This window comes from Amycolatopsis thermalba, assembly GCF_023376025.1.
Classification (GTDB): domain Bacteria; phylum Actinomycetota; class Actinomycetes; order Mycobacteriales; family Pseudonocardiaceae; genus Amycolatopsis_E; species Amycolatopsis_E thermalba.
On record NZ_CP091196.1, the window covers coordinates 5115056 to 5135465 of the forward strand.

20 protein-coding genes are annotated in these 20410 nt (G+C 71.6%); 11 read left to right on the plus strand and 9 right to left on the minus strand.

Annotation, left to right across the window (positions count from 1 at the left end; genetic code table 11):
- The first annotated feature begins 342 nt into the window (after positions 1–342).
- From L1857_RS24825 to L1857_RS24845, 5 genes are all read left to right on the plus strand, one after another.
- Positions 343–789 carry a MarR family winged helix-turn-helix transcriptional regulator gene (locus tag L1857_RS24825; RefSeq protein WP_094008566.1) on the plus strand — a complete coding sequence of 149 codons (447 nt, stop codon included), beginning with the start codon at positions 343–345 and terminating at the stop codon, positions 787–789.
- A gap of 165 nt (positions 790–954) precedes the next feature.
- A complete protein-coding gene (locus L1857_RS24830; RefSeq protein ID WP_094008565.1) occupies positions 955–1407 on the plus strand; it encodes a hypothetical protein in 453 nt (150 codons plus the stop codon).
- Positions 1367–1912 (plus strand): GNAT family N-acetyltransferase, encoded by a 546-nt coding sequence (locus L1857_RS24835; RefSeq protein ID WP_116112093.1) that lies wholly within the window; start codon positions 1367–1369, stop codon positions 1910–1912. Before L1857_RS24830 ends, L1857_RS24835 begins: the two co-directional genes overlap by 41 nt.
- Positions 1913–2071: 159 nt before the next feature.
- Positions 2072–3595: a long-chain-fatty-acid--CoA ligase gene (locus L1857_RS24840; protein ID WP_116112096.1), complete on the plus strand. Its 1524-nt coding sequence runs from the start codon at positions 2072–2074 to the stop codon at positions 3593–3595.
- A gap of 4 nt (positions 3596–3599) precedes the next feature.
- Complete coding sequence (locus L1857_RS24845) at positions 3600–4355, plus strand: hydroxypyruvate isomerase family protein (RefSeq protein ID WP_116112099.1); 756 nt, start codon at positions 3600–3602, stop codon at positions 4353–4355.
- Positions 4356–4423: 68 nt separating this feature from the next.
- Here L1857_RS24845 and L1857_RS24850 read toward each other — a convergent pair whose 3' ends face one another.
- The gene (locus L1857_RS24850) at positions 4424–4891 is read right to left on the minus strand and encodes a MarR family winged helix-turn-helix transcriptional regulator (protein ID WP_094008561.1); all 468 of its coding nucleotides are present in this window, start codon (positions 4889–4891) and stop codon (positions 4424–4426) included.
- A gap of 53 nt (positions 4892–4944) precedes the next feature.
- On the opposite strand from L1857_RS24850, the gene L1857_RS24855 reads away from it, so the two are divergent.
- From L1857_RS24855 to L1857_RS24880, 6 genes are all read left to right on the plus strand, one after another.
- Positions 4945–6342, plus strand: a complete 1398-nt coding sequence (locus L1857_RS24855; protein ID WP_094008560.1) for an MFS transporter — start codon at positions 4945–4947, stop codon at positions 6340–6342.
- Positions 6339–7694, plus strand: coding sequence for an LLM class flavin-dependent oxidoreductase (locus L1857_RS24860; protein ID WP_249466430.1), 1356 nt, complete (start codon positions 6339–6341; stop codon positions 7692–7694). Before L1857_RS24855 ends, L1857_RS24860 begins: the two co-directional genes overlap by 4 nt.
- A 347-nt stretch (positions 7695–8041) precedes the next feature.
- Complete coding sequence (locus L1857_RS24865; RefSeq protein ID WP_094008559.1) at positions 8042–10474, plus strand: nitrate- and nitrite sensing domain-containing protein; 2433 nt, start codon at positions 8042–8044, stop codon at positions 10472–10474.
- A gap of 21 nt (positions 10475–10495) precedes the next feature.
- Entirely contained in the window at positions 10496–10921 is a 426-nt protein-coding gene (locus L1857_RS24870; protein ID WP_094008558.1) for a roadblock/LC7 domain-containing protein, read from the plus strand.
- Positions 10921–11286 (plus strand): DUF742 domain-containing protein, encoded by a 366-nt coding sequence (locus L1857_RS24875; protein WP_017983332.1) that lies wholly within the window; start codon positions 10921–10923, stop codon positions 11284–11286. Before L1857_RS24870 ends, L1857_RS24875 begins: the two co-directional genes overlap by 1 nt.
- Complete coding sequence (locus L1857_RS24880) at positions 11267–11866, plus strand: GTP-binding protein (protein ID WP_094008557.1); 600 nt, start codon at positions 11267–11269, stop codon at positions 11864–11866. The genes L1857_RS24875 and L1857_RS24880 overlap by 20 nt, the downstream gene beginning before the upstream one ends.
- A 70-nt stretch (positions 11867–11936) precedes the next feature.
- Here L1857_RS24880 and L1857_RS24885 read toward each other — a convergent pair whose 3' ends face one another.
- From L1857_RS24885 to L1857_RS24920, 8 genes are all read right to left on the minus strand, one after another.
- On the minus strand, positions 11937–13319 hold the full coding sequence (locus tag L1857_RS24885) for a tryptophanase (protein ID WP_116112110.1): 1383 nt from the start codon (positions 13317–13319) through the stop codon (positions 11937–11939).
- Between the two features lie 20 nt (positions 13320–13339).
- Positions 13340–14380: a tryptophan dimethylallyltransferase family protein gene (locus L1857_RS24890; RefSeq protein WP_249466432.1), complete on the minus strand. Its 1041-nt coding sequence runs from the start codon at positions 14378–14380 to the stop codon at positions 13340–13342.
- A gap of 481 nt (positions 14381–14861) precedes the next feature.
- Positions 14862–16337, minus strand: coding sequence for an acyl-CoA synthetase (locus L1857_RS24895; RefSeq protein WP_116112115.1), 1476 nt, complete (start codon positions 16335–16337; stop codon positions 14862–14864).
- The gene (locus L1857_RS24900) at positions 16337–17200 is read right to left on the minus strand and encodes a p-hydroxycinnamoyl CoA hydratase/lyase (RefSeq protein WP_116112117.1); all 864 of its coding nucleotides are present in this window, start codon (positions 17198–17200) and stop codon (positions 16337–16339) included. The genes L1857_RS24895 and L1857_RS24900 overlap by 1 nt, the downstream gene beginning before the upstream one ends.
- Positions 17201–17264: 64 nt before the next feature.
- Entirely contained in the window at positions 17265–18461 is a 1197-nt protein-coding gene (locus L1857_RS24905; protein WP_094008552.1) for an ABC transporter permease, read from the minus strand.
- Positions 18458–19156: an ABC transporter ATP-binding protein gene (locus tag L1857_RS24910; protein ID WP_094008551.1), complete on the minus strand. Its 699-nt coding sequence runs from the start codon at positions 19154–19156 to the stop codon at positions 18458–18460. The genes L1857_RS24905 and L1857_RS24910 overlap by 4 nt, the downstream gene beginning before the upstream one ends.
- Positions 19153–20229 carry a peptidoglycan-binding domain-containing protein gene (locus L1857_RS24915; protein ID WP_249466434.1) on the minus strand — a complete coding sequence of 359 codons (1077 nt, stop codon included), beginning with the start codon at positions 20227–20229 and terminating at the stop codon, positions 19153–19155. The genes L1857_RS24910 and L1857_RS24915 overlap by 4 nt, the downstream gene beginning before the upstream one ends.
- The gene (locus L1857_RS24920; protein WP_249466437.1) at positions 20226–20399 is read right to left on the minus strand and encodes a hypothetical protein; all 174 of its coding nucleotides are present in this window, start codon (positions 20397–20399) and stop codon (positions 20226–20228) included. The genes L1857_RS24915 and L1857_RS24920 overlap by 4 nt, the downstream gene beginning before the upstream one ends.
- Positions 20400–20410 lie beyond the last annotated feature (11 nt).

The window sequence follows — 20410 nt, forward strand, 5'->3', positions numbered from 1 at the left end:
CGCTCGACACCGCACGCCGCCCGCGCTCGCCACCGCACGCCGCCCGCGCTCGCCACCGCACGCCGCCCGCGCTCGCCACCGCACGCCGCCCGCGCTCGCCATGGCATGCAGCTGGTGCTTCCAGCGTTGAGGGGCTCCGGTTGCTCGGAGCGGGCACCACACGTCCGGCGGCAACCGCGCCGCCGGTGGACAGCAGCCTGAGAGCGGGGTGGGTGGGCGGTCGCCGAATTCGACAGTCCCGGCCTGTCGCCCTTCCGACGCCCGCGGACGGCAAACGTTAGGCCCGCCAACGTTGAACCGGCAAATGATTCGGCGTCCAAACGTTTCGGTTACACTCCGGCCATGGACACGACCGCCTCCGGACGGCTGCGCGCCCTGCCCAGCTGGCTGCTCACCCAGACTGCCCACCACGCGCACCGGCTCGTCACCGAGGGCCTGTCCGAGGCCGGCGCCCGCGGCTACCACTACCGCCTGCTGGCCGCCCTGGAGGAGTCCGGCCCGGCGAGCCAGGCCACGCTCGGCCGGCGCAGCGCCATCCACCTCTCCGACCTGGTGGCGACCATCAACGAACTGGCCGACCGCGGCCTGGTGAGCCGCGAGCCGGACCCGGCCGACCGGCGCCGCAACGTCATCACGATCACCGCGGACGGCCGCCGCCACCTCAAGCGCCTCGACAAGCAGATCGCCCGCATCCAGGACGACCTCCTCGCCCCGCTGAGCGACCAGGAGCGGGAACAGCTGACCGGCCTGCTGTCCAGACTGCTGCGCCACCACACGCCGGACGCCTGAGCACTGCGGCCACGGCAACAGGCGTTGGTGATGAAGCTGGGTGTGTTCGTGGTGCTACAACCGACGGGCTGAGCACTGCGACCACGGTCACACGACGCCCGGTTTCGGCAAGGCCCGGCTGGGTAGTCTCACCCGACCGTTGAGCAGCCAGCGGAGGGAGCCCGCGTGACCGACTTCTGGATCGACAACGCCCTGCAACGGGTACTGAGCCACCCCACCGACGTGCGCACCCTGCGGGAATCGGCCGCCGCCTTCCTCGACGGCTGCACGGTCGAGTCGGTCACGGACGCGCTGCTCGTCATCGACACCCTGGCCAGCGCCGCCTACGACCAGGGCCGCCTGCCCGCCACACTCCGCCTCGTGCGCGAGGGCACCCAGTCCGACTGGCTGCGGATCTCGCTGGCCGCGCCCGGCATCGAGCTGCCCTCCGCGGACAGCGGCTTCGGCACCGGCCTGCACGTCCTCACGACCTGCGCGGCCCTGTGGGGGCGCAGCGGCGAGGGGGACCATGCCGCTCTCTGGGCGCATCTGCCGCTCGTGGCTGCCGTACCGGCCGCACTTCACGTAGCGTTTACACATGGAGTCGCCCCTGATCACCGACCGGCTGCTCATCCGTGACTGGACGGTCGACGACGCCGAAGCCGCACTCGCGATCTACGGCTCGGAAGAGGTCACGCACTGGCTGACCCCGGCGATGGACCGGGTCGGCGATGTCGCCGCGATGCGCGCGGTGCTGCACGCCTGGCGTGAGGCCCAGCCCAACCTGCCGCCGCCCCGCGGCCGGTGGGCGATGGAGCGCCGGGAGGGCGGGCAGGTCATCGGCGGCCTGGGCATCCGCCTGCTGCCGCCCTACGACGAGGACCTCGAACTCAGCTGGCAGCTGCATCCCGAGGCCTGGGGCCAGGGCTACGCCACCGAGGGCAGCCAGGCCCTGATCAGGTGGGCGTTCACGCAGGACACCGACGAGCTGTTCGCCGTCGCGCGACCGAACAACATTCGGGCGATCGCCACCGCGAAGCGGCTCGGCATGCAGTGGGTCGGCGAGACCACCAAGTACTACGACCTGCGCCTGCAGGTCTACCGCATCCGGCCGGGCGACCTGGACGACGCGCCGGGGACTTGACCACCACACCGGCCGCGCGGTTCACTGACTGACGGGTCGACGTCGCCGCAAAACCGAACGGGATTCTGCCGGGTTCGGCAACCGACCCGGACGAGTACCGGGCGTCCAGGGCAATTCGGGCGCCGCGGAGGAGAACGACGTTCGGAAGGTGGGCAGGCCATGAGCTTCAACCTGGCGATCATGCTGCGGGAGTCGGCGACGGCCACGCCGGGCAAGGACTTCCTGCGGTTCCCGTCGGGTGCGATGACCTACGCCGAGGTCGACGAACGCTCCGGCCGGGTCGCCGTCGCCCTGCGGGAGCAGGGCCTGCGCCCCGGCGACAAGGTCGCCGTGCAGCTCGCCAACGTGCCCGAGTTCGTGATCGCCTACTTCGGGATCCTCAAGGCGGGCCTGACGATGGTGCCGCTCAACCCGTTGCTCAAGGCCGCCGAGATCGCCTACCACCTGGACGACTCCGACTCCCGGATGATCATCGCCCACGCCGCGGGCGCCGCCGAGGTGTCCACGGCGCTCAAGGAGGTGGCCGAGGTCCGCGCGGTGGTCGTCGGCGACCTCGACGCGGGTGCCTGGCCGGAGGGGACGCTGTCGTTCGCGACGCTGCTGGACCCCGCGGACGACGGCGACATCTTCCCCGGCGCGGCCGACGACACCGCGGTGCTGCTCTACACCAGCGGCACCACCGGCCGCCCCAAGGGCGCCGAGCTGTCCCACTTCCAGCTCTACATGACCTGCACGCTGGGCAGCGAGCGCTTCGGCGCCGAACCCGAGGACGTCGCGCTGGCGGTGCTGCCGTTCTTCCACGTCTACGGGCTGTCCAGCATCCTCAACGCCTCCGCGCGGCACGGCCGGACCATCTCCGTCGTGCCGCGCTTCGAGGTGCCCGCGGTGCTGGAGGCGATCCAGCGCGACCGGGTCACGATCATGGCCGGCGTCCCGACGATGTACCACGCGCTGGCGTACGCCGACACCACCGGCTACGACACCAGCAGCCTGCGGATCGGCAGCTCCGGCGGCGCCGCGATCCCGGAGGAGGTGCTGCGCCGCTTCGAGGAGAAGTACGGCATCCCGGTGCTGGAGGGCTACGGGCTGTCCGAGTCGGCGTCGACCACGACGGTCAACCCGGGCGCGGACAACCGGAAGATCCTCTCGATCGGCAAGCCGATCTGGGGCGTGCAGCTGCGCATCGTCGACGAGGCGGACCGACCACTGCCGGCCGGGCAGGTGGGCGAGATCGTGCTGCGCGGCCACAACATCACCAAGGGGTACTACAAGCGGCCGCAGGAGACCGCGGAGGCGTTCCGCGGGGGCTGGTTCCACACCGGCGACCTCGGCTACGTCGACGCCGACGGGTTCGTGTTCATCGTGGACCGCAAGAAGGACCTGATCATCCGCGGCGGGTTCAACGTCTACCCGCGCGAGGTGGAGGAGCTGCTGTACCGGCACCCGGCGATCGGTGAGGCGGCGGTGATCGGCGAGCCGGACGAGCGGCTCGGCGAGGAGGTCGTCGCGGTGGTCTCGCTCAAGCCGGGCGCGACCGCGGAGCCGGACGAGATCGTGGCGTGGGCCAGGGAACGCATCGCGGCGTACAAGTACCCGCGGCGCGTGCGGATCGTCGACGAGCTGCCGAAGGGCGCCACGGGCAAGATCGCGAAGCTGGAGCTGCGGGCGCGTCTGCGAGGATGACGTCATGCGGTACGACGTCAACACCTCGATCCTGTTCACCGAGCTGGCGCCGGAGCGACGCCCGGCCGCGGCGGCGGAGGCCGGGTTCGCGGGTGTGGAGTCGTGGTGGCCGTTCGCCGGTGTGCCCGGTGACCGCGAGGTCGAGCGGTTCGTGACGTCGATCGCCGACGCCGGGGTGGAACTGGTGTCGCTCAACGTGCCGCACGGCGACCTGGCGGCGGGCGAACGGGGGCTGGCCGCGTTCGCCGCGCGGACGGCCGAGTTCCGGGACGGCGTGGACATCGCGGCCGCGATCGGGCGGCGGCTCGGGTGCCGGTTGTTCAACGTGCTGCCGGGCAACCGGACCGGCGGTTCGCGCGAGGTGCTGCTGGACAACCTCGCCTACGCCGCCGAGCGGTTGCCGGGCACGGTGCTGCTGGAACCGCTGTCCGGCGCGCCGGACTACCCGCTGCTGCGCGCCGCCGACGCGCTGGCGCTGGCGGACGAGGCCGGCGCGGACAACATCGCGCTGCTGGCGGACGTCTACCACCTCGGCAGCAACGGCGACGACCTGGACGCGCTGCTCACACCGCCGCTGCTGGCGCGGACCGGGCACGTGCAGGTGGCCGACGCACCGGGCAGGCACGAGCCGGGCACCGGGACGCTCGGCGTGACGGCGTGGCTGGAGCGCCTGGCCGCGACCGGCTACGCGGGCTGGGTGGGGCTGGAGTACCTGCCGACCGGGTCCACTGTGGACAGCTTCGGCTGGCTCGCTGGTTAGGACACCTCGAACCGCGGCACGACCAGCAACTGCCCCGGCCACCCGCGGTCTTCGTCCGGCACGCCCCGTCAGTCCCCGGCCTTCCGGGCGGCCGCGTCGTCGGCCACGACCACGCGTCGCATCAGGTCGACGAGCGTCCGGCGTTCCGCTGTGGACAGCACGCCGAGCGACTCCTCCTGTGAGGCGTGCGCCACCTCCTGCAGGCGCCGCACCAGCCTCCGCCCCGAATCGGTCAGCGCGGCGCGCTGGCGGCGGCGGTCCTCCGGATCGCGTTCGCGCCGGACGAAACCGCGTCGCTCCAGCACGTCCAGGTACCCGACCAGGTGGCTGCGGTTGAGCCCGAGCCGGTCGGCCAGCGCGTGCTGCGCCAGCGGCCCGAAATCCGACAACCCCGTCAGCACGGCGAAGTGCGGCAGCCGCAGGTCGTGCTCGGCCAGTGCCGCGACCAGCCCGCGATGCCCGATCCGCGCCACGTGGCCGGCCAGGTACGAGGGCAGGGCGAGCAGGGTCGGCGGGCGCGTCTCGCGGTCGTCCATGACGGCGATCCTACCCCCTGGACGTAATAATGTCGTCGTGTAATCATTACGTCATGACACGAACTTCCGCTCCGTTCGCCGCGCTGCTGATCGCGGTGCTGTCCTTCTCGTTGCTGCAGACCATGCCGGTGCCCGCGCTGCCGGCCCTGCAGGCCGAGTTCGGCACGTCGACCACCACCGTGTCCTGGGTGCTCAGCGCGTTCCTGCTCACCGCGTCGGTGGCCACCGGGCTGCTCGGCCGCCTCGGCGACATGTTCGGCAAGCGCCGCGTGCTGCTGGCGTGCCTCGCGGTGTCCGCGGCGGGCACGCTGCTCGCCGCGGTGGCCCCGTCCATCGGCGTGCTGATCGCCGCCCGCGCGATCCAGGGAGCCGGGGCCGCGACGTTCCCGCTCGCGTTCGGCATCGTGCGCGACGAGTTCCCGCGTGAGCGGGTCCCGGTCGCGATCGGCTGGATCAGCTCGACCTTCGGCATCGGGTTCGGCGCCGGGCTCGTCATCCCCGGGGTGATCGTCGACGCGCTGGGCTGGGAGTGGATCTTCTGGCTGATGCTCGCGGTGATCGTCGCCGGCATCGCCGCGGTGACCGCGTTCGTGCGCGAGTCGCCGGTGCGCTCGCCGGGCCGGGTGGACTGGGCGGGCGCCCTGCTGCTCACCGGTGGCCTGGTCGCGCTGCTGCTGGCGATCAGCGAGGGCCGCGTGTGGGGCTGGGGCTCGGCGGCGATCGTCGGGCTGTTCGCGGCCGCCGCGGTCCTGCTGGCCGTGTTCGCGCTGGTGGAGAAGCGCCTGGCGCGGCCGCTGATCGACATCGGGCTGCTCGGCCGTCCCGCGGTGCTGACCTCCAACATCACCGCGCTGATCATCGGGTTCGGCATGTACGGCGCGTTCACGCTGGTGCCGCTGCTGGTCGAGACGCCGTCGCAGGCCGGGTACGGCTTCGGCGCGTCGGTCACCGAGGCCGGGCTGTTCATCATCCCGATGGCGGTGACCATGCTGTTCGCCAGCCCGCTCGCCGGGCGCATCGGCGCGAAGGCCGGGTTCAAGCTGCCGCTGGTGCTGGCGTGCGTGGTCGGCGCGGCCGGGTTCGTGGTGTTCGCCGTCGCGCACGGCACGCAGTGGCCGATCTACCTGGGCAACGGGATCCTCGGCATCGGCGTCGGGTTCGCCTTCGCGTCGCTGGCCAACCTCGTCGTGGGCGCGGTCGACCCGCGTCAGACCGGGGAGGCCACCGGCGTCAACACGATCATGCGCACCATCGGCGGCACCTTCGGCGCGCAGATCGCGTCGACCATCGTCACCGGCGAGGTCATCCCCGGCACGCGGTTCCCGGTGGAATCCGGCTACACCACGGCGTTCGTGCTGTCCGCGATCGCGATGGGCGTGGCGGCGCTGGTCGCGCTCGCCGGCCCGGGACGGCTCGTGCCCGCCGCCCGCCCCGCGGTGGCGAGCCGATGACGGACTACGGCCACGACCTGCTCTTCGGCGCCGTCCTGGTACCGGTGACGGCGCGGCCGGGCGAGGCGCTGGAACTCGCGCGGGTCGCGGACCGCGCCGGACTGGACCTGGTGAGCGTGCCGGACCACCCGTACCGGCCGGAGTTCGCCGAGGCGTGGACGACGCTGTCGGTGATCGCCGCGCGGACCGAGCGGGTGCGGGTGTTCCCGAACGTCGCCAACCTGCCGCTGCGTCCCCCCGCGATGCTGGCCCGCGCCGTGGCGAGCCTGGACGCGCTCAGCGGCGGCCGGGCCGGCCTGGCGCTGGGCGCCGGGGCGTACTGGGACGCGATCGCGGCCGAAGGCGGGCCGTGGCACCCGCCCGCGGAAGCGGTTTCCGCCCTCGGCGAGGCGATCGCGGTGATCCGTGCACTGTGGACACCCGGCGGGCCGGTCCACCTGCCGGGCGAGCACTACGCGCTCGACGGCGCCGAACCCGGTCCCCCGCCGCGCGATCCGGGCATCTGGGTGGGCGCGCTCGGGCCGCGGATGCTGCGTCTGACCGGCACGCTGGCCGACGGGTGGCTGCCGAGCATGACCCGGATCCCGCCGGAGGATCTGCCGTCGGCCGGCGCGATCATCGACGCCGCCGCGGCGGACGCGGGCCGGGACCCCGCCGCGATCCGCCGTCTCTACAACCTGTCCCCGCCGGCGCTCGGTTCCCCTCGCGACTGGCCGCGACGACTCGCCGACCTGGCGCTCACCCACGGCGTCAGCGGGTTCCTGCTCCCGGCCGGCACGGCGGACCTGCTGCGGCTCTTCGCCACCGAGATCGCCCCGGCGGTCCGGGAACTCGTCGCCGCGGCCCGGGGCGGGCCGGGCACCGAGCGGGAAGCGGCCGCCGGGCGGCGGCTCGTCGAGGCACACGACCACCTGCGCGCGGAACTCGGCCGGTTGCGCGACCTGGTCGCCGAGGTCGCCGCCGGCACCCTCGACGCCGGCGCCGCGCGGTCCCACCTGCGCACCCTCGCGCTGCGTCAGAACAACTGGACGCTCGGCGCGTACTGCGCGTCCTTCTGCCGCGTGGTCAGCGTCCACCACCACCGCGAGGACGCTGACATCTTCCCCGCCCTGCGGCGGTTCGAGCCCGGGCTCGCCCCCGTGCTGGACCGCCTCGAGGACGAGCACCGCGCCATCCAGGCCCTCGTCGAACGGGTCGACGCGGCGCTGGTCGCGTTCGCCGGCGGCGCCGGGGACATCACCGGCCTGCGGGAGGCGCTCGACTCGCTCACCGACGCGCTCCTGTCCCACCTGTCGGACGAGGAACGTGAGCTGACCGGGCCGCTCGGCCGGATGTGGGGTGGCGCCGGGTAGCGACGCGACGACGACTTCCGCGCGAACGGGTGACGACATCCGCGCTGCGTATCTCCCTCGCGGGGAGGAAAGCGCTTTCGGGGCCCGGCACCTCGCCGCCACCGGGGACAACGGGGTTTGCGCACAGTAACCGGGGGGTCGCGGCTCAGGGGTGAACGCCGTACGACATGATTTCAGTCCGACCAGAGCATCTATCGAGTGATCGGTGACTGTGACGCAGAGTGAGAATGACCCCGAGCCGCCGGGAAGGCGCTCGCCGGCAGCCCTGGCTTGACAGGGGTGGTTGCATACGACTCTGTCGTGACGTCGCCGTCTTCGTCCCGGTCCCCAGGATTTCGTGGAGCGTCGTGAAAAACACAGATGACAAGTCAGGCGAAGGCCACCACAAGTCGATTCGCAAACGCCTGACCGGAACCGTCCTGATCCCCAGTATCGCGCTGCTGGTGATGTGGATCGCGGGTTCCGGCTACTTCCTGGTGGACGCGATCTACGTGCGCACGGTGGCCTCCTCCGTGCAGGACGTGTCGATCCCCGCCGTCACCGCGCTCGGCGCCGTCCAGCAGGAACGCCAGCTGTCCCTGGTCTACCTGGAACGCCCCCAGGTCGGCCTGCGCGACCTGCAGGCGCAGCAGCAGTCCATCGACAAGTCGCTGACCAGCCTCCGGTCCGCGCTGGCCGAGGTGAAGAGCCTCGTGCCGGACGAGATCGGGCAGCGGATGAACCAGATGGAGTCCAGCCTCGACCAGCTCCCGGTCATCCGCGCGGAGATCAACCTGCGCACGATCTCCAAGGAGCAGGTCAACGACTTCTACAACCGCCTGCTGGACACCGCGACCGACCTGTTCGACTCGCAGGCCCGCCTGGTGCCCGACGCCGAGTCGACCCAGGGCGGTATGACGTCGGTGGACATCTTCCGCGCCTCCGACCAGATGTCGCGCGCCGCGTCGCTGGCCTCCAGCGCGTTCGCCGCCGGGCAGTTCGCCCCCGCCGACCACCTGCAGTTCGCCCAGCTCGTCGGCAGCTACCGCGCGCAGCTGACGAAGATCGCGAGCTACATGGCCCCCGAGGCCGGCCAGCGCTACCGCGAGCTGACCTCGAGCGACCAGTGGCAGCGCCTCACCGCCGCCGAGAACTCGATCATCACGCACGGACCGGGCCCGTTCCGCGAGAACGTCGGCGGCCTGACCCTGCGGGAGAACGACTGGCGCGACCTCACCACGCAGGTGTCGGGCCAGCTGATCGCCCTGACCGTCGAGCAGTCGGAGCTGGCCTCCGGCGCCGCGCTCGACAAGGGCAACGTCAACCTGTGGACCGTGATCATCGGCAGCATCGCCGCCCTGCTCGCGGCGGTCGCGTCGATCTGGGTCGCCATCCGGGTGTCCCGCACCCTGGTCGACCGGACCCTGATGACGCGCCTCGAGCGCCTGCGCAACGACTCGCTGGAGCTGGCCCGCACCCGCCTGCCGAGCATCGTGAACCGGCTCAAGGAGGGCGAGCCGGTCGACGTCAGCGCCGAGCTGCCCCGGCTGGACCACGGCAAGGACGAGATCGGGCAGGTGGCCGAGGCGTTCAACATCGCCCAGCTGACCGCCGTCCAGGCCGCGGCCAGCGAGGCCAAGGCCCGCAGCGGTGTCAACAACGTGTTCCTCGGCATCGCCCACCGCAACCAGGGCCTGGTGCACCGCCAGCTGCAGATCCTGGACCGGATGGAAAGCCGCGAGGAGAACCCGGAGCAGCTCAAGGGCCTGTTCCAGCTCGACCACCTGGCCACCCGCGCCCGGCGCACCACCGAGAACCTGATCATCCTCGGCGGCAAGCAGCCGGGCCGCCGCTGGCGCAAGCCGGTGTGGCTGATGGACGTGCTGCGCGCCGCGGTGTCGGAGACCGAGCACTACTCGCGGGTCGAGGTGGAGAACGTCCCGCAGGTCGCGATCATCGGCTCCGCGGTCGCCGACACCATCCACCTGGTCGCCGAGCTGGTCGACAACGCCACCACGTTCTCCCCGCCCGGATCGCAGGTCCACATGACCTCGACCCTGGTCGCGCGCGGCGTCGTGGTGGACGTGGCCGACCAGGGCCTGGGCATGAAGGACGACGTCCGGGAATGGGCCAACCGGATGATGTCGGAGCCGCCCGAGTTCGACGCGATGGCCCTGAAAGCCGACTCCAGCCTGGGCCTCTTCGTGGTCGCCCGGCTGGCGGCCCGGCTCGGCCTCAAGGTCATGTTCGATTCCTCGCGCTACGGTGGCACCCGCGCCACGATCCTGATCCCGTCGGCCCTGCTCGCCAACACCGACCAGGTCGCCGAGAACGCCGATCCGGAGTTCCGCGGCGCCCCGGCGACCGCCGGGCCCGACTCGTACGAGCAGGAGGAGACCGGCGTGCCGGCCGGAGCGAACGGTATGGGACGACACGAGAACAACGGCGCCCCCGAGCCCGCTCGGCGGGTCCCGGTGGAGCTCCCCGCGGGACGGCACGCCGAGCCGGAACCGGAGCGGGCGAGCGAGACCACCGGTGTGCGGACGATCTCGGTGTTCGAGCCGGACCCCGCACCGTCGCCGACGCCCTCGCCGCGCCCCAAGCGGTCCCGGGCCCCGCTGCCGCAGCGCGAACCGCAGCAGAACCTCGTCGCCCAGCTCCGTGACGACCCGGACGCGGACGCCACCGATTACCACGAGTTCTCCGGTCGGACCCGCAACACGCTCTCGGCGTTCCACAAGGGGACCCGCCGCGGGCGCGACGCAGACGCACCGGAAGACCCCCGGGCCACCATTGACTGAGAGGGAAGTCGAACCTCATCGATGAACGAGAACGAGAACTCCAAGGTCGACCTGAACTGGCTGCTCGACGACATGGTCGACCGCGTCGTCGGGGCGCAGCACGCCGTGGTCCTCTCGGCCGACGGGCTGCTCATGGGCAAGTCCGCGAACCTGTCCAAGGACGACTCCGACCAGCTGTCGGCGATCGCGTCCAGCCTGCAGAGCCTCGCCAAGGGCGCCAGCAAGCACTTCCAGCGCGGCCCGGTGCTGCAGACCCTCATCGAGATGGCCGAGGGCTACCTGTTCGTGTGCGCGGCCGGTCAGGGCGCGTGCCTGGCGATCCTCGCCGAGGAGACGGTCGACGTCGAGATGATCGCCTACGAGATGAGCCGCCTCGTCAAGCGCGTCGGTGACTACATGACGTCGGCTCCCCGGGATGCCGCGAGGTTCGTAGCGGAGCACAACTGATGGCGGACGATCAGTGGTACGACGAAGCGGCCGGGCCGCTGATCCGGCCGTACGCCATCACCCGGGGCCGGATCCCGTCCGTCGACATCAAGCTCGACGTGGCGACTCAGGTGATGGCCATCCGGGGCAACCACGACCCGATCGGGTTGACCCCGGAACACCTGACGATCCTCGAGTTGTGCCAGCGGCCGTTGTCCGTCGCTGAAATTGCCGTGTACGTCAAGGTCCCCCTCGCCGTGGTCAAGGTGTTGTGCAGCGATCTGATCGAACGGGGCGCCGTGATCGTCCGTTCGCCGTCGCAGCCGGCCAAGGCCCCCGATCGCGAACTACTCCAGGCGGTGCTCGATGGCCTCAACAAGCTCTGAAGAAGGCGGCGTCATCCCGACGCCGGTCAAGATCGTCATCGCGGGCGGTTTCGGCGCCGGCAAGACCACCATGGTCGCGTCGGTGAGCGAGATCGTCCCGCTGTCCACCGAGGAGGTGATGACGGAGGCCAGCACGGGCGTCGACGACCTGACCGGTGTCGAACGCAAGACCACGACCACGGTCGCGCTGGACTTCGGCCGCATCACCATCTCCCCGCAGACGGTGCTGTACCTGTTCGGCACGCCCGGGCAGGACCGGTTCTGGTTCATGTGGGACGAGCTCGCGCTGGGCGCCATCGGCACCGTGGTGCTGGTCGACACGCGTCGGCTGGACTCCAGCTTCGCGGCGATCGACTTCTTCGAACGGCGCAAGATCCCGTTCATCGTCGCGGTCAACTGCTTCGAGGACGCGGACGACTACGAAGAGGACGAGATCCGCAAGGCGCTCGCCATCGCCCCCGGCGTGCCGGTGATGTTCTTCGACGCGCGTTCACGGGAGTCGAGCAAGCTGGCGCTGATCCGGCTGGTGCGGTACGCGATGAGCCGGCTGCCCGCGGAGTCGGAGCTGGCGCGGACCTGAGGTTCTCCGGCCCGGGACTGGGAAAGGCCACCCCGTTCTTCGTGACGGGGTGGCCTTCGCGCATGGTGTGTCAGACGTACCGGGGCACCTGTCGTAGCTTCAGGTTGAAGTGCCGCAGCAGCTGGGGCGCGTGGGTGACCCGGTACTCCGGTACCCGTTCGGGGTTCTTCGCGATCGTCGCCAGCACGTCGGCCACGTACTCCAGGTGCGCGAGCGTGTAGGTCCGCCGCGGGATGGCCAGGCGGACCAGCTCGAACGGCGCCGGGGTGATCAGGTTGTGCTCGTCGTCGAAAGTGCCCAGGTACAGCGAACCCAGCTCGGCGCAGCGGATGCCGCCCGCCAGGTACAGCTCGCACGCCAGCGCGTGCCCGGGGAAACCGTGCGGGGGCATGTGCTGCAGCAACCGCCCGGCGTTGAGGTACAGGCCGTGCACCCCGGCCGGCTGCACGATGTCCACCCCGGCCTCGTTGATCAGCCGGGCGAAGTGCGCGGTCTCCTCGGCGCGGTTGCGCAGGTAGTTCGGGTCCACGACCTCCCGCAGGCCCTGCGCGACCCGCTCCAGATCGTGCCCGCCCAGGCCACCGTACGTCCGGAAACCCTCGGTCGCGATGAGGATCGCCTCGCACTGCTTGGCCAGCTCCGCGTCCCGCACGCCGATCGCCGCGCCCATCGGGGCGATCGCGTCCTTCTTCAGGCTGGCGACGAAACCGTCGGCGAGGGCGAACGTCTCCTGCGCGACCTCCTTCGGGGTCTTGCCCGCGTAACCCTCCTCGCGCTGGGTGATCAGCCACGAGTTCTCCGCGAACCGCGCCGCGTCCAGGAAGAACGGCACCCCGAACCGGTCGCACAGCGCGCGCACGGCCTTCAGGTTCGCCATCGACACCGGCTGCCCGCCGCCACCGTTGTTGGTGATCGTGATGAGCACCTGGCCCACGCGGGAACCGTCCGGCCCGGACAGGGTTTCCTCGAGCGCGCCGAGGTCGATGTTGCCCTTGAACGGATCCCGGCTGTCCAGGTCCGCCGCCTCCGGGCACGGCAGGTCCCGCGCCTGCGCCCCGGCCAGCTCCACGTTCGCGCGCGTGGTGTCGAAGTGCGTGTTGGACAGCGAGATCTGCCCCGGCTTCAGCGCGGTGGAGAACAGGATCCGCTCCGCCGCCCGGCCCTGGTGGACCGGGAACAGGTGCGGGAACGAGGTCAGGTCCGCCAGCGCGGACCGGAACCGGAACCACGAGTCCGAACCGGCGTAGGACCGGTCGGCCGCCGCAGCACCGGCTTCCTGCGCGGCCGACACCGCGCCGGTGCCGGAGTCGGTCAGCAGGTCGATCGTGACCATGTTCGCCGGCAGGTCGAACATGTTGTAACCGGCGCGGGAAAGCGCCTCCTCCCGCTCCTGCCGGGTCGTGATCGGGATCTCCTTGACAACCTGGACCCGGTACGGCGGGAACGACTTCATGCTGACTTCTTCCTCCCGGTTCACAACGAAGCCGCGGCGCCGACCCGCGTGCGGGGTGCGGCCACGGCGTAGGCCTCCGACGAAAGATATACCGTCGTTCCGGTGCCGAACCGGCCGAGACGCAGGGAGACGTGCGCGATCAGGCCCACCCCCGCCGCCATCGGGCGGTCGGTGACCGCGGCGATCGCCCGGTCCAGCTCCGCGGCGGGCAGCCCGGCCCGCGCGAAGTGGGCCAGCACCCGCTCCCGCGCGGCCGCGTCGTCCGGGACGTAGTCGCGGATCGGGAGGTAGAGGCTGTAGTTGCCGGGACGGCCCGCATCGGCCTCCACGAAGGAGTAGCTGGAGATCAGCGGCCGCCCGGCGTACGGCCCGGTGCCGCCGCCCGCGGCGGTCAGGAACTCCCGCACCAGCAACGGGTTCACGCCCGCGACGGCCCCGGCCGCCCGCTCCACCGTGCCCGATTCCGCCGAATCGTGCGAAATGTACAGCTTGACCCGGGACAGCGGGCCGTCGTCGAGGTCGAGCGCGAAGAACGAGAACCGATCGGCGGCACCACGCAGCAGCGCGTGTTCGGTGACGGTTTCGTAGGCGTCGCTCAACCCCAGGCGCCGCAGTCCTTCCGCGACGAGCCCGGGGGCGGCGTGCTCGCCGCGCACCTGCGGGTTGAAGTAGACCTTGAGCGCCGGGGCGCGGCCGGGGCGCAGGATCACCGAGAACCAGAGGGCGAACTTCCCCTGCGGCCGTTCGGTGAGGAACAGGTCCTCGACCGCCTGGAACCGGTCGAGCCGGAGATCGAACCGCTGCGCCATGTGGGTGAGAAAGCGCTTCGCGGCATGAATGTTCGCCGCGTGGCCCGGGTTTTGCGGGATCGTTTCACCGAGGATCCGCACGGCACGGTCGCCGCTCTCGTCGAACGCGACCGAAAACTCCACGGGGGTCGCGTCGTCCGCGACGTCGGAAGGCCACAGCGGGGGCTCGGTCAGCGGGCGCGCGCCCGCGGCCCCGAGGAGTTCCCGCAGGACGTCGACGGGATCACCGTCGTCGGCCGGAAAGCCTGCCACCCTGCAGAGTTCTCCGAGCTGTCTACTGGCATGGTCGAATAGGGTCACAGGGGCGACGTTCACACTCACTCCGACGGTCTGGCGAGCAGCTGCTCGACTAGGCGGGGGACAGACCGTCGACCAACATAACGTCATCTTTCCAGCGAGACGTACCGCTGGAGGAGTGATCTTGGCCGCACGGTCAGTCACTGCCGGACGCTGTCCTCCTGGTTCGCTGCCGCGGCACGGTTTTCGCTGTCCACGCACCGGGAAGCACTGTCGCGGCAAGCGGTTGACGTCGGCGCTAGCTGCGAAAACGCTTTCCGGTGCGATCTGCGCCACTTTTTACCATGCCGTCCACAAAGGACACGGCGGAGCAGCGTTCCTGCCGCCGTTCGGCCGGGGGCCAGAAACATCCGGCCGTCTAGAACAGCGTTCACCTGATCAGCGGAGTGTCACGGCCGGGCCGTACCCTGCCGCGCCGGGGCGCGCGAGGGCGCGATCACCCGAACCGGCGGCGGACCTCGGCCTTGCGGATCTTGCCGGAACCGGTCGTGGGCAGCGCGTCGGTGAACTCGACCGATTTGGGCACTTTGTACCCGGCCAGGCGGGTGCGCAGCCAGGCCAGCAGCTCGTCCGCTTCGATCCTGCTCCCGGGCGCGGGCACGACGACCGCCTTGCCCACCTCGCCCCAGCGCGGGTCCGGCACCCCGATCACCGCGCACGCCTCCACCCCGGGGAAACCGTACAGCTCGTTCTCCACCTCAGCCGGGTAGATGTTCTCCCCGCCCGAGATGATCATGTCCTTGAGCCGGTCGACCACGTGGAAGTAGCCGTCATCGTCCACTGTGGCCACGTCGCCGGAGTGGAACCACCCGTCGCGGAGCACCTCCGCCGTCGCCTCCGGCCGGCCCCAGTAGCCCTTCATCACGTTCGGCCCGCTGACCACGATCTCGCCCTTCTCCCCCGGCGGCACCGGCTCCCCGGACGGGCCGGCCAGCCGCACGTCGGTGAAGAACGACGGCACCCCGGCGGAGCCGATCTTCTCCTCGGCGTGTTCGCGATCCAGGACCAGTGCGCCCGGGGCGGCCTCGGTCATCCCGTAGCCCTGCACGAAGGCCAGCCCGCGGTCGAGGTACCGGCGGATCAGATCGGACGGCACCGGCGCGCCGCCGCACAGCAGGGTCCGCACACTGGACAGGTCGGTCGCGTCCCACCGCGGGTGCGCGGCCATCGCCTGGTACATCGTGGGCACGCCGAACATCAGCGTGACCCGGTCCTGTTCCACTGTGGACAGCACTGCGCCGGGGTCGAACGACGAGTGCAGGATGACCGTGCCGCCCTTGAGCAGGGCGGGCAGGCACACCATGCCCAGGGCGGCGGCGTGGAACAGGGGTGCGGCGACCAGGGCCCGCTCGTCGCTCGCGAGGTCGGTCTCCACCAGGACGTTGACGCTGTTCCAGGTGAGGTTGCCGTGGGTGAGCATCGCGGCCTTGGGCCGTCCCGTGCTGCCCGAGGTGTACATCAGCAGGCACACGTCGTCCAGGCCGACGGGCAGGTCGAGCGGCTCGTCACCGGTCGCGTCCAGCTCGCCGGCGGGCACGCGCAGCAGCCGGTCCCCCGCCAGCGCCGCGACCGTCTCCGCGTACTCCGGGGTGTGGATCAGGACCGCGGCCCCGGAGTCGGCCAGCGCGTGGTCCAGTTCCCCGGTGGTCAGCCTGAAGTTCAGCGGCACGAACACCGCGCCGGCCTGCCCGCACGCGAACAGGGTCTCCAGGTAGGCCGGGTGGTTGGGCCCGAGGTAGGCCACCCGGTCGCCCGGGCCGACCCCGGCGGCCCGCAGGCCCCGGGCCAGCCGGGCGACGCGGCGGGACAGCTCACCGTAGGTCAGCTCCGTCCCGCCGTGCCGGACGGCGATCGCGTGCGGGCTCATCCTGGCGCGGCGCACCGGCCACGAGCCCAGACCCTGGTTGCGCACTACTTCTCCGGGTCGAAGGCGCTCAGGCCGGGGCGGTAGGACTTCTGGTCGAGGAACTGGGTCAGCCCCTTGGCGCGGGCGCCGGCCTTGTCCGCGAACTGCGACTGGTCGAGCTTGGCGTAGAGGTAGTCCTCGGCCTGCTCCCACGGCATCTCCTGGGCGATCTTGTACCCGGTCTTGGCCGCGTGCAGGACCACCTGGTTCATCGACGCCAGCTTCAGCGCGACCTCGCGCGTGCGCTCCCGCAGCCGGCCGGCGGGCAGCGCCTCGTTGACCAGCCGCATCTGCGCGGCGCGACGGCCGTCGAACGGCTCGCCGGTCATGATGTGGTACAGCGCGTCGCGCTGCGGCACGGTCGCGGCGAGGGCCCGGGAGACCACGCCGCCCGGCGGGATGCCCCAGTTGACCTCGGACAGCCCGAACTGGGCGTCCTCGTCGGCGAAGGCCAGGTCACACGCCACCAGCGGGGTGAACGCGCCGCCGAAGCACCAGCCGTTGACCATCGCGATCGTCGGCTTGCTCCAGTTCGCCAGCCGCTTCCACTGCCACTCGGCGCTGGCCCGGCGGACCCGGATCTGCACCGCGGTGCTGCCGGTCGCGTCGACCTCGCGGAAGTACTCCTTGAGGTCCATGCCCGCGGAGAACGACTCACCGGCGCCGGTGAGGACCAGGACCCGGCAGCGGTCGTCGCCCTCCAGGTGGTCCAGCACCCGGACCATCTCGTCGTTCAGCGCGGGGTTCATGGCGTTGCGCTTGTCCGGCCGGTTGAGCGTGACCCAGGCGATGCCCTCGTCGAACTCCACCAGAACCGTGTCGCCCCATGGCTCCGTCCGGACCCGCCCGTTGCCGGCCGCTGTGCTCATCAAGGCTCCTCTATATCAGTAGTTCTGATATAGGAATAGCAAGGGCGGGCCGACGGCGTCAAGGTCAGACCGATCGCAAGGCCTCCGTCGGCGCCATCCGGGCGGCGCGGATCGCCGGGAGCAGGCCGGCCAGCGCGCCGATCAGGACGGCGGCGACCAGCCCGCCCGCCCAGGCGAGCGGCGGGATCACCGTGGCCCAGCCCTTGACGTGTGCGTAGACGAACGTCGCGGCCGAGCCGATCGCCACCCCGGCGGCTCCGCCGAGCGCGGCGAGCAGCACCGCCTCGGACAGGAACTGCAGGCGGATGTGCCCCCGGGTGGCACCGAGCGCGCGCCGCAGCCCGATCTCGGAGCGCCGTTCCAGCACCGAAATGACCATCGTGTTGGCCACCCCGATCCCGCCGACCAGCAACGCCACCGCGCCGAGCCCGAGGAACAGGCCGTTGAGCGCCGACTGCGCCGCCGCCCGTGCCTCCAGCGCGGCCGAGGGCTGGCTGACCGAGACCTCGTCGGCGTGCTCGGGGTTCGCGGTGGCCGCGAGCACGGCCTGCACGTCGGCGACCCGGTCGGTCTGCGCCCGGACGTAGACGGTCGTCGGGTGCCCGTCGAAGTCCAGGTAACGCTGGGCGGCCGGGTACCCCACCAGCACCATCGAGTCGACCTCCGGCGCCAGTGCGGCGGGCGCGAGGATGCCGGCGACGTAGAACCACTGCCCGCCCACCTGGATGCGCAGCCCGTCGTACAACTCCGAGATGCCGAGCCGGCGCGCGGCGTCCGCGCCGAGCACCGCGACCGGCTGCTCGGCGGTGGCCGCGTTGAGGTAGGCGCCCTTCGCGACCGGCGCGCGCAGCACCTCGGGCAGTCCCAGGCTGGCGGCCCCGACGCTGATCGCGTTCGTGTTGAAGCGCGGGATGTGGGGCGATCGGTACACCTCGGTGTCGACGCTGCCGGTGCTCTCCGTCATCTCCACCGGGCCGATGCGCGCGATCATCCCCGGCGCCTCGTAGGGCAGTTCGGCGTCGCCGCCGCTGATCGTCTGGCCAGGAGTGACGGTGAGCAGGTTGGTGCCCAGCGCGTCGATCTCGGCCAGCAGACCGGCCTGCGATGACGCCGAGAGGCCGAGCACCGCGACCATCGCGGCCACCCCGATCGCGATGCCGAGCGCGGACAGCGCGGCCCGCATGCGCCGGGTGCGCAGGCCACCGGACGCGGTGCGCGCGAGGTCGGCCGGCAACAGGCGGCCGGGGACGGTGGTGCTCATGCCGCCCGGCCTTCCGCCGTCGTGTCGGCGACGATCCGGCCGTCCAGCACCTCGATGCGCCGGGGCAGCCGCGCCGCCAGCTCCCGGTCGTGCGTGATCATCACGATCGTCGTGCCCTGCCGGTTGAGGTCGGTCAGCAGCTCGAAGATCGCACTGCCCGAGACGCTGTCGAGGTTCCCGGTCGGCTCGTCGGCGAGCACGATCGCCGGATCGCCCGCCAGCGCCCGCGCGATCGCCACCCGCTGTCTCTCCCCGCCGGACAGCTCGGGCGGGCGGTGCCCCATCCGGTGGCCGAGCCCGACCCGCGCGAGCGCCTCCGCCGCAGCCTCCCGCCGGACCCGCTGCCGGACACCGGAGTACAGCATCCCGACGGCGACGTTCTCCAGTGCGGTCTCCTGGGGCGTCAGGAAGAACTGCTGGAACACGAACCCGATGCGGCTCGCGCGCAGCGCCGCGAGGTCGCGGTCGGACATGCTCGCCACGTCCTCGCCGACGACGCGCACGGTGCCCGACGTCGGCCGGTCGAGGGTGCCCATCACTTGCAGCAGCGTCGACTTCCCCGAGCCCGAGGGGCCGACGATCGCCACCAGCTCCCCCGGCTCGACGGTGAACGTGGCACCGTCCAGCGCGACCACCGGCGACACACCCGGGTAGACCTTGGTGACCTCGTCGAGGTCCAGAACCGGTGCGCTCATGCCGGCACCACCACGTTCTGCCCCTCCGCCAGGCCGTCGCCGCGCACCTCGACGCGCCCTGCGCTGTCGTCGAACAGGCCGGTTTCGACCGGGACCAGCCGGCGCGCGCCGGAGACGTCGACGACCTCGACCGCGTACCCACCGCCGGCGAGCGCGAGCAGGGCGTTGACCGGAACGGTGAGGACGTCCTGGACGGTCTCGGACACGATGGACACCTGCACCGGCGCCTGGTCGAGCTGACCGGTGGCGGCCGGATCCGACGGTGTGATGTGAACGTCCACCGTGGTGCTGTCGTCGTCCTTGGTGGCCACCTTGCCGACCCAGGCGACCACGCCGTCGGTGCGGGTGCCGTTGGGCAATGTGATGGTCACCGGGTCGCCCGCCTTGACCTCGGACTGCTTGTTCGCGTTCAGCGCGACCGTGACCTCGCGCTGGGTCGAGGACGCGGTCAGCAGGACCCCACCGGGCGCCGCGGCAGCGCCCAGCGCGGCATTGACCTGGGTCACCCGGATCTCGGCGGCGGGCAGGAACACGATCTGGCCGAGCGTGAGCTGCCCGGTTTCCTCGATCCCGGCGTGCTCCTGCAGTTCCCGCACCGCGTAGTAGGTCTGGCGGCCGAAGTAGTCCGACTCCGGGTCCAGCTCGCCGGTCGTGGCGTACCCGAGCGCCACCAGCGCGGCGTTGAGCTGCTGGACGTCGGCGCCCTCCATGCCCCAGTACAGGTTGCGGTAGGCCGGGTAACCGCCCTGCAGCAACAGGACCGCCACGCCCTCCACCCAGTACAGCGCGTCGCCCTGCTTGACGATGTCGCCGACCGCGGGCAGCCGGGTGACCTTGCCGTTGGCGTTGTTGATCGCCGGGTAGCTGCCGGCGTAGCCGAGCGTGCCGTTCTGCTGGCTGCGCGCCGACAGCGTGCCCTTGGTCACCTGGCCGAGCCCGGTGGCCGATCCGTTGTCGATCGACGTTTCGGTGGCCGGCGCCCCGAACGGGTCGGCGACGACGAAACCCGTGCCCGCCGCGGCGAGGATCGCCACGACGGCGACCACCCGCCCGGCCCGGCGTCGCGCGGTCACGAGCGGGGCCTGTTCTTCTGCGGCATGTTCTGCGGCACGTACTGCTGGCACGCCTTTTCGGTCGCCTCGAACTGCGGCGACTCCGGGTCGACCGGGCCGCCCTGCAGCAGCGCCGGGAAGCCGCCGTCGGCATCGGGGTCCGGGAACGCCGGAACCCCGTTCTCCCGCATGCACTGCGCGT

Excerpts from the sequence above, each read along its gene's own strand:
- L1857_RS24825 (WP_094008566.1), top strand. The coding sequence starts at position 343 with ATGGACACGACCGCCTCCGGACGGCTGCGCGCCCTGCCCAGCTGGCTG.
- L1857_RS24905 (WP_094008552.1), bottom strand. The coding sequence starts at position 18,461 with ATGAGCACCACCGTCCCCGGCCGCCTGTTGCCGGCCGACCTCGCGCGC.
- L1857_RS24920 (WP_249466437.1), bottom strand. The coding sequence starts at position 20,399 with ATGCGGGAGAACGGGGTTCCGGCGTTCCCGGACCCCGATGCCGACGGC.
- L1857_RS24855 (WP_094008560.1), top strand. The coding sequence starts at position 4,945 with ATGACACGAACTTCCGCTCCGTTCGCCGCGCTGCTGATCGCGGTGCTG.
- L1857_RS24870 (WP_094008558.1), top strand. The coding sequence starts at position 10,496 with ATGAACGAGAACGAGAACTCCAAGGTCGACCTGAACTGGCTGCTCGAC.
- L1857_RS24845 (WP_116112099.1), top strand. The coding sequence starts at position 3,600 with ATGCGGTACGACGTCAACACCTCGATCCTGTTCACCGAGCTGGCGCCG.
- L1857_RS24900 (WP_116112117.1), bottom strand. The coding sequence starts at position 17,200 with ATGAGCACAGCGGCCGGCAACGGGCGGGTCCGGACGGAGCCATGGGGC.
- L1857_RS24850 (WP_094008561.1), bottom strand. The coding sequence starts at position 4,891 with ATGGACGACCGCGAGACGCGCCCGCCGACCCTGCTCGCCCTGCCCTCG.
- L1857_RS24885 (WP_116112110.1), bottom strand. The coding sequence starts at position 13,319 with ATGAAGTCGTTCCCGCCGTACCGGGTCCAGGTTGTCAAGGAGATCCCG.
- L1857_RS24840 (WP_116112096.1), top strand. The coding sequence starts at position 2,072 with ATGAGCTTCAACCTGGCGATCATGCTGCGGGAGTCGGCGACGGCCACG.
- L1857_RS24860 (WP_249466430.1), top strand. The coding sequence starts at position 6,339 with ATGACGGACTACGGCCACGACCTGCTCTTCGGCGCCGTCCTGGTACCG.
- L1857_RS24875 (WP_017983332.1), top strand. The coding sequence starts at position 10,921 with ATGGCGGACGATCAGTGGTACGACGAAGCGGCCGGGCCGCTGATCCGG.
- L1857_RS24910 (WP_094008551.1), bottom strand. The coding sequence starts at position 19,156 with ATGAGCGCACCGGTTCTGGACCTCGACGAGGTCACCAAGGTCTACCCG.
- L1857_RS24880 (WP_094008557.1), top strand. The coding sequence starts at position 11,267 with ATGGCCTCAACAAGCTCTGAAGAAGGCGGCGTCATCCCGACGCCGGTC.
- L1857_RS24835 (WP_116112093.1), top strand. The coding sequence starts at position 1,367 with ATGGAGTCGCCCCTGATCACCGACCGGCTGCTCATCCGTGACTGGACG.